This window comes from Rheinheimera sediminis (assembly GCF_004005375.1).
Classification (GTDB): domain Bacteria; phylum Pseudomonadota; class Gammaproteobacteria; order Enterobacterales; family Alteromonadaceae; genus Pararheinheimera.
Map to the genome: position 1 here is coordinate 33,203 of NZ_RZUF01000019.1, position 12,573 is coordinate 45,775.

General features: G+C 45.6%; 10 protein-coding genes and 9 tRNA genes. All 19 read left to right on the forward strand.

The window, feature by feature from the left end; genetic code table 11:
• Positions 1-185 precede the first annotated feature (185 nt).
• The 19 genes from tkt to EMM73_RS13955 all read left to right on the forward strand — a co-directional run bounded on the left by tkt (position 186) and on the right by EMM73_RS13955 (position 12,329).
• Positions 186-2,183: a transketolase gene (gene tkt / locus EMM73_RS13865; RefSeq protein ID WP_127687266.1), complete on the forward strand. Its 1,998-nt coding sequence runs from the start codon at positions 186-188 to the stop codon at positions 2,181-2,183.
• Positions 2,184-2,245: 62 nt separating this feature from the next.
• A complete protein-coding gene (gene epd, locus EMM73_RS13870; protein WP_127687268.1) occupies positions 2,246-3,259 on the forward strand; it encodes an erythrose-4-phosphate dehydrogenase in 1,014 nt (337 codons plus the stop codon).
• A gap of 42 nt (positions 3,260-3,301) precedes the next feature.
• Positions 3,302-4,486 carry a phosphoglycerate kinase gene (locus EMM73_RS13875; protein WP_127687270.1) on the forward strand — a complete coding sequence of 395 codons (1,185 nt, stop codon included), beginning with the start codon at positions 3,302-3,304 and terminating at the stop codon, positions 4,484-4,486.
• A gap of 138 nt (positions 4,487-4,624) precedes the next feature.
• On the forward strand, positions 4,625-5,689 hold the full coding sequence (gene fba, locus EMM73_RS13880; protein WP_127687272.1) for a class II fructose-bisphosphate aldolase: 1,065 nt from the start codon (positions 4,625-4,627) through the stop codon (positions 5,687-5,689).
• A gap of 241 nt (positions 5,690-5,930) precedes the next feature.
• The gene (locus EMM73_RS13885; protein WP_127687274.1) at positions 5,931-6,704 is read left to right on the forward strand and encodes a DUF3450 domain-containing protein; all 774 of its coding nucleotides are present in this window, start codon (positions 5,931-5,933) and stop codon (positions 6,702-6,704) included.
• Between the two features lie 6 nt (positions 6,705-6,710).
• Positions 6,711-8,075 carry a MotA/TolQ/ExbB proton channel family protein gene (locus EMM73_RS13890; protein WP_127687276.1) on the forward strand — a complete coding sequence of 455 codons (1,365 nt, stop codon included), beginning with the start codon at positions 6,711-6,713 and terminating at the stop codon, positions 8,073-8,075.
• On the forward strand, positions 8,075-8,599 hold the full coding sequence (locus tag EMM73_RS13895; RefSeq protein ID WP_127687278.1) for a MotA/TolQ/ExbB proton channel family protein: 525 nt from the start codon (positions 8,075-8,077) through the stop codon (positions 8,597-8,599). Before EMM73_RS13890 ends, EMM73_RS13895 begins: the two co-directional genes overlap by 1 nt.
• A 13-nt stretch (positions 8,600-8,612) precedes the next feature.
• Positions 8,613-9,014 (forward strand): ExbD/TolR family protein, encoded by a 402-nt coding sequence (locus EMM73_RS13900; protein WP_127687280.1) that lies wholly within the window; start codon positions 8,613-8,615, stop codon positions 9,012-9,014.
• Position 9,015: 1 nt separating this feature from the next.
• Positions 9,016-9,636: an energy transducer TonB gene (locus EMM73_RS13905; protein WP_127687282.1), complete on the forward strand. Its 621-nt coding sequence runs from the start codon at positions 9,016-9,018 to the stop codon at positions 9,634-9,636.
• 4 nt (positions 9,637-9,640) lie between these two features.
• Positions 9,641-10,906 (forward strand): tetratricopeptide repeat protein, encoded by a 1,266-nt coding sequence (locus EMM73_RS13910; RefSeq protein ID WP_127687284.1) that lies wholly within the window; start codon positions 9,641-9,643, stop codon positions 10,904-10,906.
• A gap of 514 nt (positions 10,907-11,420) precedes the next feature.
• Positions 11,421-11,496: transfer RNA gene (locus EMM73_RS13915), tRNA-Ala, on the forward strand.
• A gap of 16 nt (positions 11,497-11,512) precedes the next feature.
• A tRNA-Glu gene (locus tag EMM73_RS13920) sits at positions 11,513-11,588 on the forward strand.
• Positions 11,589-11,615: 27 nt separating this feature from the next.
• A tRNA-Glu gene (locus tag EMM73_RS13925) sits at positions 11,616-11,691 on the forward strand.
• 34 nt (positions 11,692-11,725) lie between these two features.
• Positions 11,726-11,801, forward strand: a tRNA-Glu gene (locus tag EMM73_RS13930).
• A gap of 24 nt (positions 11,802-11,825) precedes the next feature.
• A tRNA-Glu gene (locus tag EMM73_RS13935) sits at positions 11,826-11,901 on the forward strand.
• Positions 11,902-11,935: 34 nt separating this feature from the next.
• Positions 11,936-12,011: transfer RNA gene (locus tag EMM73_RS13940), tRNA-Glu, on the forward strand.
• Between the two features lie 34 nt (positions 12,012-12,045).
• Positions 12,046-12,121 (forward strand) — tRNA-Glu (locus EMM73_RS13945).
• Positions 12,122-12,155: 34 nt separating this feature from the next.
• Positions 12,156-12,231, forward strand: a tRNA-Glu gene (locus EMM73_RS13950).
• 22 nt (positions 12,232-12,253) lie between these two features.
• Positions 12,254-12,329 (forward strand) — tRNA-Ala (locus EMM73_RS13955).
• Positions 12,330-12,573: the final 244 nt, after the last annotated feature.

Genomic DNA, 12,573 nt, shown 5'->3' on the forward strand with positions numbered 1-12,573 from the left:
GATTAAAATTTGCGATTTAGCTGTTGCTCTGTGAAAATAAGCCCAGCTTTGTCGTATCCATGTAAAAACAGCGTTCACCCGCTCAGCCGCCAGTTTAAAAAAACACAAAAAAGAGCAGCGAATCAATACGGGTAAACCCACCCCTCGGATCAAAGTCATATAAAGTTAATCAAGCAGGAGAGAAGATGCCATCTCGTAAACAACTCGCTAACGCCATTCGTGCTTTGAGTATGGATGCAGTGCAAAAAGCGAAATCAGGTCACCCGGGCGCCCCTATGGGCATGGCAGATATTGCTGAAGTATTGTGGCGCGATTATTTAATCCACAATCCACAAGACCCAAGCTGGGCCAACCGTGACCGCTTTGTGTTGTCTAATGGCCACGGCTCCATGCTGTTATATTCTCTGTTACATCTCTCTGGCTATGATTTAGGCATTGAAGATTTAAAACAATTCCGTCAGTTGCATTCCAGAACTCCTGGTCACCCTGAATACGGCTATGCACCAGGTGTTGAAACCACCACAGGTCCTTTAGGTCAGGGCATTACCAATGCGGTAGGTATGGCCATTGCTGAAAAGGCGTTAGCTGCTCAATTTAATAAGCCCGACCATGACGTAGTTGATCATTACACCTACACCTTTTTAGGTGATGGTTGTCTAATGGAAGGTGTATCACATGAGGCCTGTTCGTTAGCCGGTACTTTGGGTTTAGGTAAGTTAATCGCGTTTTGGGATGACAACGGTATTTCTATCGATGGTCATGTTGAAGGCTGGTTCACCGACAATACGCCTGCACGTTTTGAAGCCTATGGCTGGCATGTGATTGCTGGTGTAGATGGTCACGACTCAGCAGCCATTGCAGCGGCTATTGAACAAGGCCGTGCTGTCACTGACAAACCTACTTTAATTTGCTGCAAAACTATTATTGGTTACGGCTCACCAAATAAATCTGGTTCACACGACTGTCACGGTGCACCTTTAGGTGATACAGAAATTGCCGCAGCTCGTGAGTACTTAGGTTGGGAGCATGCTCCTTTTGTTATTCCACAAGAGATCTATCAAGAGTGGGATGGCAAAGCCAAAGGCTCATCCGCTCAGCAAAGCTGGAATGATAAATTTGCCGCTTATGCCAAAGCTTACCCTGAACTTGCCGCTGAATTTACCCGTCGTATGGCGGGTGATTTACCAGCAGATTGGGCGGAAAAATCTGCTGCCTATATTCAGCATTTGCAAGACAACCCGCAGTCTATTGCTACCCGTAAAGCATCTCAGAACAGCTTAAATGCCTTCGGTCCTTTATTGCCTGAGTTGTTAGGTGGTTCAGCCGATTTAGCAGGTTCTAACCTGACCATTTGGTCTGGCTCTAAAGGGGTAACGGCAGAAGATGCCAGTGGTAACTACCTGTATTACGGCGTGCGTGAGTTTGGTATGTCCGCCATGATGAACGGTATAGCTCTGCATGGTGGTTTTATCCCTTACGGTGCTACTTTCCTGATGTTTATGGAATATGCCCGTAACGCCGTGCGTATGGCCGCTCTGATGAAGCAGCGTGTTATTTTTGTTTACACCCACGACTCCATTGGTTTAGGCGAAGATGGCCCAACGCACCAACCTGTTGAACAGTTAGCATCACTGCGCGTGACGCCAAACCTGATGAACTGGCGTCCTTGTGATGCAGTGGAATCTGCTGTGGCGTGGCAGGCTGCTATTGAGCGCACTGAAGGCCCAAGCACTTTAATATTCACCCGTCAGAATCTGGTGCAACAGCCTCGTACAGCGCAGCAACTGGCTGATGTGCGTAAAGGCGGTTATGTATTGTTAGATTCTGTTGGCACACCTGAATTGATTCTGATTGCCACAGGCTCTGAAGTAGAGCTGGCAGTACAGGCCTACCATCAGTTAACTGCTGCTGGTCGCAAAGTACGAGTGGTGTCTGTGCCTTCTACTGATGTATTTGAAGCCCAAAGTGCTGCATACCGTGAATTGGTATTGCCTTCAGCTGTCACTAAGCGAGTGGCTGTTGAAGCCGGTATTAAAGATAGCTGGTACAAATATGTTGGCTTGACAGGTAAAATCATTGGTATGGACAGCTTTGGTGAATCGGCTCCGGCTGAACAGCTGTTTGAACATTTTGGCATTACCACGGCCGCTGTGGTTGCAGCTGCCAACGAGTTGTTCGCGTAATAATGAAAAGGGGCCTGGTGGCCCCTCTTTTTGATCCGTAAATGTGTGAAGATTGGGTAGCAATGACCATTAAAGTGGCAATTAACGGCTTTGGCCGCATAGGTCGAAATATTCTGCGAGCCGTCTATGAGTGCGGTTTGACAGAGCAAGTGCAAGTGGTCGCTATTAATGAGTTGGCTGATGCCAAAGGTATAGCCCACTTATTAAAATACGATACCTCACATGGTCGCTTTGGTTTTCCTGTTGAGTTAACTGAACGGGGCTTGTTGGTCAATGGCGATGCTATCGCATTATTTGGTCAGGCTGACCCCGCTCAGTTACCCTGGAACGAATTAGAGGTTGATGTAGTACTTGAATGCACAGGCGTGTTTCATAGCCGCGCTGATGCGCAACTGCATTTAGATGCCGGGGCAAAAAAAGTATTATTTTCCCATCCGGCCGACGCTGATATTGACGCCACAGTGATTTATGGCATTAATCAGCATTTACTGACCGATGACATGAATGTTGTGTCGGCAGGTTCCTGCACCACCAACTGCATAGTGCCGGTGATCCAGGTGCTGGATCAGCATTTTGGCGTTGAGAGTGGCACTATTACTACTATTCACGCTTCGATGAATGATCAGCAAGTGATAGATGCTTATCACACAGATTTACGTCGTACCCGAGCGGCCAGTCAATCTATTATTCCGGTAGATACCAAGTTAGCCCGTGGTATAGAACGAATCCTACCGCATTTAGCCGGACGTTTTGAAGCCATTGCAGTGCGCGTGCCTACAGTAAACGTCACGGCTATGGATTTAAGCGTGACTTTGCATCAGGACGTGGATTTAAAGCAGATCAATCAGGTCTTGCAGGGTGCAAAGGTAGGGGAGTTGGCAGGTATTCTGGATTACACCGAAGAGCCACTGGTTTCGGTAGATTTTAATCATGATGCGCATTCATGCATTGTTGACGGTTCACAAACCCGTGTCAGCCATAAACGTTTGGTCAAATGTTTAGTCTGGTGTGACAACGAATGGGGCTTTGCGAACAGAATGCTCGACACAACCCGCGCTATGATGCGTTTTGTCTGAACTTTAATTAAATAAACACTTACAAAATCACAGGAGTCTGGTATGTCAGTTATTAAGATGGCGGATGTAGATTTAACAGGGAAGCGGGTCCTGATCCGTGAGGATTTAAACGTACCGGTGAAAAATGGCAAAGTGACCTCCGATGCACGTTTAAAAGCAGCTATTCCTACCATTGAGCTGGCGCTGAAAAAAGGCGGCAAAGTGATGGTGTGTTCGCACTTAGGTCGTCCTGAAGAAGGTGTGTATGCTGACGAATTTTCTATGGCTCCGGTGGTCGACTACTTAAACACGGCTTTATCTGTGCCGGTGCGTTTAGTCAAAGACTATCTGGACGGCGTTGAAGTGAATACTGGCGAAGTGGTTGTGTTTGAGAACGTACGCTTCAACAAAGGCGAAGGTAAAAACGATGAAACCTTGTCGAAAAAGCTGGCTGCTTTATGTGATGTGTTTGTGATGGATGCCTTCGGTACAGCCCATCGTGCTCAAGCTACCACTCATGGTGTGGCAAAGTTTGCGCCTGTAGCCTGTGCTGGTCCTTTACTGGCTGCTGAGTTAGATGCCTTAGCTGCTGCGCTGAAAAATCCGAAGCGCCCCTTAGTTGCTATTGTGGGTGGTTCAAAAGTGTCCACTAAACTGACTGTACTGGAATCATTATCCGGTATTGTCGACCAGTTGATTGTCGGCGGCGGCATTGCGAATACCTTTATTGCAGCTCAGGGCTATCAGGTTGGGAAGTCTTTGGTTGAAACCGACCTTATTCCTGAAGCCAAGCGTTTAATGGCGCAGGCAAAAGCCAATGGTGGCTCTATCCCTGTGCCTACAGACGTAGTGACTGGCAAAGCTTTTGCCGAAGATACACCTGCTACCACTAAATCTGTTGCCGATATCAGCAGCGACGATATGGTATTTGATATAGGTCCTGACAGCAGCGCTGCTCTAGTAGATATTCTAAAGAATGCCGGCACTATTGTCTGGAATGGTCCTGTAGGTGTATTCGAGTTTGCGTCTTTTGAACAAGGCACTAAAGCTCTAGCTTTAGCCATTGCAGAAAGCAAGGCATTTTCAATAGCAGGTGGCGGCGATACCTTAGCTGCTATTGATAAGTATGAGTTGGCTGACAAGATTTCCTATATTTCAACTGGTGGTGGTGCTTTCCTTGAGTTCCTGGAGGGGAAAACCTTACCAGCAGTGGAAATACTTGAACAACGCGCTAAAACCACAGCGTAAAGCTGTTAGATTACCAATAATTAAGAAGAATAGACGAACACAACCGCAGCTTCTGTCCAACTAAAGATCACCTCAGGTGACAGCAGAGGCTGCAGTTTTACAACTTAACCCTTACCCTACAAAAAAAGAGAGGATCTCATGGCTTTGATTTCAATGCGTCAAATGCTGGACCACGCTGCTGAGTTTGGATACGCAGTGCCGGCTTTTAACGTTAACAACCTAGAACAAATGCGTGCCATCATGTTAGCTGCAGACGCCACGGATAGTCCTGTGATAGTTCAGGCTTCTGCTGGTGCCCGTAAATATGCCGGTGCTCCTTTTTTACGCCACCTGATCCTGGCTGCAGTCGAAGAGTTTCCGCATATACCTGTGGTGATGCACCAAGACCATGGCACTTCAGCTGCTGTTTGCCAACAGGCTATTCAATTAGGATTTTCTTCAGTAATGATGGATGGATCCTTAGGGACAGATGGCAAAACGCCAATGGATTATGATTACAATGCCGATATAACGCGCCGAGTTGTAGAAATGGCGCATGCCTGTGGTGTTTCGGTGGAGGGCGAATTAGGTTGTTTAGGCTCACTTGAGACTGGCGCAGCTGGTGAGGAAGACGGTATAGGTGCCGATTGCATCTTAACTCATGATCAAATGTTGACAGATCCTGAAGAAGCGGCGCAGTTTGTCAAAGCGACTGGTGTGGACGCTTTAGCCATAGCTTGTGGTACGTCACATGGCGCTTATAAATTTAGTCGTCCACCGACAGGAGATATTCTGGCGATTGACCGTATTAAAGAGATCCATGCTCGTATCCCTGATACCCATCTGGTGATGCATGGTTCGTCTTCAGTACCTCAGGAATGGCTTGCTATCATCAACGAATATGGCGGTGCTATTCCTGAAACTTATGGTGTACCGGTTGAACAAATTCAGGAAGGGATCAAATTTGGCGTACGTAAGATCAATATAGATACTGACTTACGGTTAGCTTCCACAGGAGCTATTCGCCGTTACATGGCGAAAAACCCCGCTGAATTTGATCCGCGTAAATATTTGCAGGAATCAGTCAAAGCTATGACTGAAATTTGTAAAGACCGTTATCAGGCTTTTGGTACTGCGGGTAACGCGTCGAAAATAAAAGCCATTTCTCTTGAGAAAATGGTGAAGTTGTATGAGTCGGGAAAACTAACTCCGAACATTAAATAAGCAAATAGATTAATGAATCATTAATCAAGGAAAGCACCTGATTTTGCTTAAGTTTAAAAGGGTATGAATCGTCTTTAAATTGCAACAAAACTGTCACCGTTGACTGTCGTTGTTATATTGACAATCCGCGAGTTTGCTGCAATGATGCGGGCGGTTTACCCCTTAACCGGGTTATTTTTTGTTACAAAAAATAACCTTTCAAAAACAGGTTACGTTAATCAGCAATTATTGGTTGGGAACTATGTCTAACAATAACATTCGTAAGAGTCTGGTTGCTTCTGCTCTGTTTGGAGCATTCGCATTGGCCAGCACTTCAGTAGCAGCAAATCAACTGTCTGAAATTCATAAAGTGGGTCAGCAAAACATCCGCGCTTCAGTTCAGTCACAAGAAAAAATCAACAATATTTTTGACCAAAGCCAGGAATTGTTGGCCGAATACCGTCAATTAGTTGAACAAACTGAAAACTTGAAAGTTTACAACGATCACGTTGCTAAGTTGGTTGCCGATCAGAACGAGCAATTAGCTTCTTTTGATAAGCAAATTGGTACTATCGAAGGTACTAAGCAAGGTATCGTACCTCTGATGTATCGTATGGTTGATACTTTAGAAGCTTTCATTAAAGCCGATATGCCAATCGATTTGACGAACCGTTTAGCTCGTATTGACCGTTTACGCTCTGTATTAGGTAACTCAGCGGTAAACACTTCTGAAATGTACCGTTTAGTACTTGAAGCTTACCAAATCGAAAAAGATTTAGGCACAGCTTTAGTGACTTACACTGACAAACTGGCCGTAGATGGCAGTGAAATTACTGTGAACTACGTATACGTAGGTCGCGTTGCTTTACTGGCTCAATCTCTGGATGAAAAGCAAGCTTGGATGTTCAACAGAACTACAGGTCAATGGGAAGCTTTGGGTCAGGAATACCTGGAATCTACTAAGTTCGCGATTCGTGTTGCGGGTAAACAAGCTGCCCCAGAATTGTTAAAACTTCCAGTGTTAGCAGCGGAGTAAGCATAAATGAAGAAAGTTTTTAAAGGTTTAGTAATTGCAGCTACTGTTACTTTGTCTGCAGGCGTGTGTTTAAACGCAGCAGCAGATACTGCCAAGCTGGATCAATTATTAGAGCAGGTGAAACAAGCTCGTACTGCTGAAGGTCGTGTTAATCAGCAACGTGAGAAAGAGTTTTTATCTGACCGTGCAGACAAACAAGCCCTGTTAAACAGAGCTAAAGCTGAGTTTTCTGCGGAAGAATCACGTGGTCGTTCTTTAACTCAACAATTTGCTGACAACGAAGGCAAATTAGGTGCGAAAGAAGCCGAATTAATCGCAGCTCAAGGTACCTTGGGTGAGATGTTTGGTACTGTACGTGGCGCTGCAACTGAAACTATCGGTAGCATTGCTATGTCGAACATCAGTGCTCAGTACAAAGGCCGTGAACAACTGCTGCAAAAGCTGGCTGAAGCCAAAGAAATTCCAGAGATTAAAGAACTGGAAGAGCTGTGGATTGCTTTGCAAACTGAAATGACTGAGTCTGCTAAAGTTTCTAAGTTTGAAGGTAACGTTGTAGGCTTAGACGGTAACGCTTCTCAGGCATCTGTGACTCGTGTTGGTGCTTTTAACCTGATCTCTGACGGTGGTTACTTAGTATTCAACGCTGACACTCAGGAAATGCAACCTTTGGTGAAACAGCCTGAGTCTTATGTTGTTTCAGCTGCAGAAGCATTTAAAAATGCAGCTGCCGGTGAAGTGAAGCCAGTGTATATCGATCCTACTGGTGGTAACTTATTGCGTCTGAAAACTCAGGAAGCAACTCTTGAAGAGCAATATCACCAAGGTGGTACACCAGGTTATGTGATTACGGCTTTATTACTGATCGGCTTATTGATCGGTGCTATCCGTTTCGTATCTCTGACTGCAGCAGCTGCTGGCGTGAAAGCTCAGCTGAAAAACCTGAATAACCCTTCAGAGAAAAACGCTTTAGGCCGTATCCTGAAAGTGTACCACGACAACAAATCTGTTGACGTTGAAACTCTGGAACTGAAACTGGACGAAGCCATTATGCGTGAAACGCCGGATATCGAAAAAGGTATCGGTATTATCAAGCTGATCGCTGCTGTTGGTCCTTTATTAGGTCTGTTAGGTACAGTTATCGGTATGATCGGTGCGTTCCAGGTTATTACCTTACACGGTACTGGCGACCCGAAAATCATGGCTGGTCAGATTTCAATGGCGTTAGTAACAACTGTTCAAGGTCTGTTATGTGCTCTGCCATTATTGTTTATCCACTCTATGTTACAAAGTAAGTCAAACTCAGTCCTGCATGTTCTGGATGAGCAAAGCGCTGGTATCATCGCTGCTCATGCGGAGAAGGAGAAAGCGTAATGCATAGCCTGATAGAGCTTTGGGAATCTGTCAGGGATTTTATCGCGACCGGCGGTGATGTGTTGTATATCGTCGCCCTAGTGCTCTTCATCATGTGGGTATTGATCATAGAGCGCTTCTGGTTTATTAACCGAGAGTATCCAGTACTGCGTGATAAAATCATTGCAGACTGGAATGCCCGGGCTGATACAACCTCATGGTATGCGCATAAAATTCGTGATGCGTGGGTGTCTGAGGCATCTACCAAACTGCGTGAGCGGATCGGAGTAATCAAAACATTGGTTGCGATCTGCCCTATGGTGGGTTTGTTAGGTACTGTGACCGGTATGATCGCCGTATTCGAAATTATGGCGGTGCAAGGTACCGGTAACCCAAGACTGATGGCAGCTGGTATATCTATGGCAACAATCCCAACTATGGCTGGTATGGTTGCTTGTTTATCAGGTGTATTTGTAACGTCTAAACTGGAAGGTAAGGTGAAATCAGCAGTTCATGAATTAGCTGATAGCATGCCTCATCATTGATAGAGAGTAATTTATGGCACGTAAAATTAGACGTGAAGCCGAAGAGGCAGCAGTAGATTTAACGCCAATGTTGGACGTTGTATTCATCATGCTGATCTTCTTTATCGTAACGACTTCATTCGTTAAAGAAGCTGGTATAGATGTACTTCGCCCTAAAGCGACAAAAGCGATACAGAAGCCGTCAGCTACTATCTTTATCGCTATCCGTGCAAACGGTGAGATCTGGATGGATAAACGTGCTGTAGACGTTGAGCGTGTTGGTGCGACAGTTGAAAAACTGCTGGCCGAATCGCCAACAGATACAGTCATTATTCAAGCAGACAAAGAAGCTAAGCATGGTGTCGTGGTTTCAGTAATGGACCAGATCAAGCTGGCTGGTATCGATAAGATTTCGATCGCTGCGGAGAACAAGTAATATGGTAAGGTTATTACTATCACTGGTTTTTGGTGCGGTAATAACGTTTTTCCTGTATGTGTTGATGGCATTCCTTATAGGTGGGGATGATACGTTCACCAATGCTAAAAAGGAACAAATCGTTATTGAAATTAACTCGACACCGCCTGAGTCTAAAGCTCAGACACGTGTTCGGGTACCGCCACCACCACCACCACCGCCACCAGAGCCACCAAAGGCTCCGGTTGCTGAGCCCGCTTCAACAGACACAGGTGGAGCCATTGGCTTTAACATGCCGTCTGTTGACGTAGGTGGTGCAAATTCAGGATTAGGCGATCCTTCTTCAGCAATGATGCGTGATGGCGATGCTACTCCAATAGTTCGTATTGAACCTAAATATCCTGTGCAAGCTGCTCGTGATGGCCTGCAGGGATGGGTAAAAATGCGTTTTACTATTCTGGAAGATGGCAGCGTTGGCGAAGTTACTGTTGTAGAAGCTGAACCTAAACGTGTATTCGACCGTGAAGCAATTCGAGCTCTGAAACGTTGGAAATATTCACCAAAAGTGGTCGACGGTAAAGCAGTGCAGCAACCAGGTATTATGGTTCAGCTGGACTTCTCCTTAGATCAGGCTGGAGGTTAACAAAATGAAGAAATTAAGTTCACTTACTTCTGCGTTGATCGTATTGGCTAGTTTTGGTGCTACTACTCTGAGTTCTTATGCTGTTGCAGCGCCGGACCCAGCAAAAATCGAAGCAAGAAAAAACCGTAAGACAACTGTTGTTGGCGAGCGGGTAGGCAAAGCCATTGGTAAGGCCTATGAATTGTATAGTGCTGAGCAGCTAAACGAAGCTATTGCTGTGTTGTCAGATATTGAAGCCAGTAACGAGTTTGATAAGGCTTTTGTAAATCGTTTCTTAGGCAACATGTGGGCTGCAAAAGACGAGAAGAAGTCTATCAACTACTTACGTCAGGCGATAAAGCCCGATTTACTGAGCTTCACCGATCAGGCGGCTTCTTTACGTTTGTTAGCTGACCTGTTGTTAAGCGATAAGCAATACAATGAAGCCATCAAAACCTATTATCAGTGGATCGATTTCACTGGTGAGCAGGACGCGAACCTTTATTTGCGTATTGCTAGCGCTTACATGGAAACCAAGCAGTATCAGAAGGTGATTGAGCCTGCCGATAAAGCTATAGCTCTGCAAGACAAGGCGAAGCCAAACGCCGGTCCTTATACCTTGAAGTTTTCAGCTTATTACGAGATGAAAAACAACAAGAAAGCGATCGAAGTTCTTGAGACTACTGTGCAAATTTTCCCTTCGGAAAAACGCTGGTGGACTTATCTGGCTCAGTTTTACAGTATTGAAGAGCAATACGAGAAAGCTTTGGTTACCTTAGAGGTTGCTGCAAGACAGGGTATGCTGGATACAGCAAACGAGTTTAAGTTATTATCTCAGCTGTATTCAAATGCGAACATCCCTTACAAAGCGGGCGTAACGCTGGAACAACATATAAAGTCTGGTTTGATCCCTAAAGATAAAACAATGCTTAATAGTATGGCCAGTTCGTTTCAGGCAGCGCGTGAAATGGATAAAGCAGCTCAGTATTATGGCGAGTCAGCTCAGTTAGATAATGATGCAGACGCTTATCGTCGTCAGGGTTCTTCCTTGATCCTTGCTGAGAAATACCCCGCAGCTATAGTTGCTTTGAATAAATCATTGGATGCTGGCGTAAAAGTCAAAGGCCCTGTGTATTTAGCTTTGGTTGAAGCTTACTTCTACCAGAACAAATTCAGAGACGCTTATCAAGCGGTGCAAAAAGCGAAAGCTGATCCTAAGTATGCCCGTCAAGCGGCAAGTTGGGAAACCTACATTAAAGAACGCGCTAGTAAAAAGAACGTGACGCTTTAATGCTTTAAAAAAACCCTGCCTCGGCAGGGTTTTTTCTTTCTGCGCCTAGCGAGTTGCGCAATAGGGCAACCAGATTGAGCCTGGTGGAGCTGGTAACCTGAAGGTTAGATTCCCTTTCTTGGTTGTAGCTGCTGTATAGCTTTTGCTTGTGCAGAATATTTCCAAACTCAGTCTATCTTAGGTTGTAAGTGGTTGCAGCATTGTGGATAGGCAGAGCATGGCTTGGATTTTATTACTCGTTTCTAGTGCTATCTCTTTATCTATTGTTATCTTTCTCCTGAACTCTATGTCTAACTCGTGTTGCAGAAAATCCTTCGATTGAACTAAAGTACAGACAGGGCAGTGTGTCGCTATGTCACTTAATTTGCTGCTATTTGCTGATTCTATCGACAGTTAGTTTAAAAAATACGCGAACAGTTAAGGCTTTCTAAAAAACTGTTGACACCTTTGGCCTCGGCCCCTAGAATTCGCCTCGTCTTGTAGGGGATTGCTTAGCAAACTCTACAATTGGTGTGGGGCTATAGCTCAGCTGGGAGAGCGCTTGCATGGCATGCAAGAGGTCAGCGGTTCGATCCCGCTTAGCTCCACCAAAAATTTTGTTCCAGTGTCCCTTTCGTCTAGAGGCCTAGGACACCGCCCTTTCACGGCGGTAACAGGGGTTCGAATCCCCTAAGGGACGCCAACAAAATTTGACAAACTGACTGATAGTGTCCCTTTCGTCTAGAGGCCTAGGACACCGCCCTTTCACGGCGGTAACAGGGGTTCGAATCCCCTAAGGGACGCCACTTAGTCAAAAAAATATATGATGTTTATGCGCCTGTCCCTTTCGTCTAGAGGCCTAGGACACCGCCCTTTCACGGCGGTAACAGGGGTTCGAATCCCCTAAGGGACGCCAGCATCATGAGAAGACCTATCCAGTGTCCCTTTCGTCTAGAGGCCTAGGACACCGCCCTTTCACGGCGGTAACAGGGGTTCGAATCCCCTAAGGGACGCCACTTAGTCAAAAAAATATATGATGTTTATGCGCCTGTCCCTTTCGTCTAGAGGCCTAGGACACCGCCCTTTCACGGCGGTAACAGGGGTTCGAATCCCCTAAGGGACGCCACTTAGTCAAAAAAATATATGATGTTTATGCGCCTGTCCCTTTCGTCTAGAGGCCTAGGACACCGCCCTTTCACGGCGGTAACAGGGGTTCGAATCCCCTAAGGGACGCCACTTAGTCAAAAAAATATATGATGTTTATGCGCCTGTCCCTTTCGTCTAGAGGCCTAGGACACCGCCCTTTCACGGCGGTAACAGGGGTTCGAATCCCCTAAGGGACGCCACTTCAGCGTTACATCTGCAAGTGGGGCTATAGCTCAGCTGGGAGAGCGCTTGCATGGCATGCAAGAGGTCAGCGGTTCGATCCCGCTTAGCTCCACCAAATAGTCCTGCTACGCAACCCCTTTATATTTTCAATTATCTTCACTTATTCCAATTACAAATACATNTAGTCCTGCTACGCAACCCCTTTATATTTTCAATTATCTTCACTTATTCCAATTACAAATACATCAACTAGTGTAGTTGCGTTTTATATGTCCTGTTCTTCGCAATAGCTCAGCACTATTCAATGTTTACCCTTAAAAAAAGCGGCTAGATAGCCGCTTGCTGTAAATAACCTGATT

Coding starts and splice junctions, on each gene's coding strand:
- EMM73_RS13875 (WP_127687270.1), top strand. CDS start 3,302: ATGTCAGTTATTAAGATGGCGGATGTAGATTTAACAGGGAAGCGGGTC.
- EMM73_RS13910 (WP_127687284.1), top strand. CDS start 9,641: ATGAAGAAATTAAGTTCACTTACTTCTGCGTTGATCGTATTGGCTAGT.
- EMM73_RS13885 (WP_127687274.1), top strand. CDS start 5,931: ATGTCTAACAATAACATTCGTAAGAGTCTGGTTGCTTCTGCTCTGTTT.
- epd (WP_127687268.1), top strand. CDS start 2,246: ATGACCATTAAAGTGGCAATTAACGGCTTTGGCCGCATAGGTCGAAAT.
- fba (WP_127687272.1), top strand. CDS start 4,625: ATGGCTTTGATTTCAATGCGTCAAATGCTGGACCACGCTGCTGAGTTT.
- EMM73_RS13900 (WP_127687280.1), top strand. CDS start 8,613: ATGGCACGTAAAATTAGACGTGAAGCCGAAGAGGCAGCAGTAGATTTA.
- EMM73_RS13905 (WP_127687282.1), top strand. CDS start 9,016: ATGGTAAGGTTATTACTATCACTGGTTTTTGGTGCGGTAATAACGTTT.
- EMM73_RS13890 (WP_127687276.1), top strand. CDS start 6,711: ATGAAGAAAGTTTTTAAAGGTTTAGTAATTGCAGCTACTGTTACTTTG.
- EMM73_RS13895 (WP_127687278.1), top strand. CDS start 8,075: ATGCATAGCCTGATAGAGCTTTGGGAATCTGTCAGGGATTTTATCGCG.
- tkt (WP_127687266.1), top strand. CDS start 186: ATGCCATCTCGTAAACAACTCGCTAACGCCATTCGTGCTTTGAGTATG.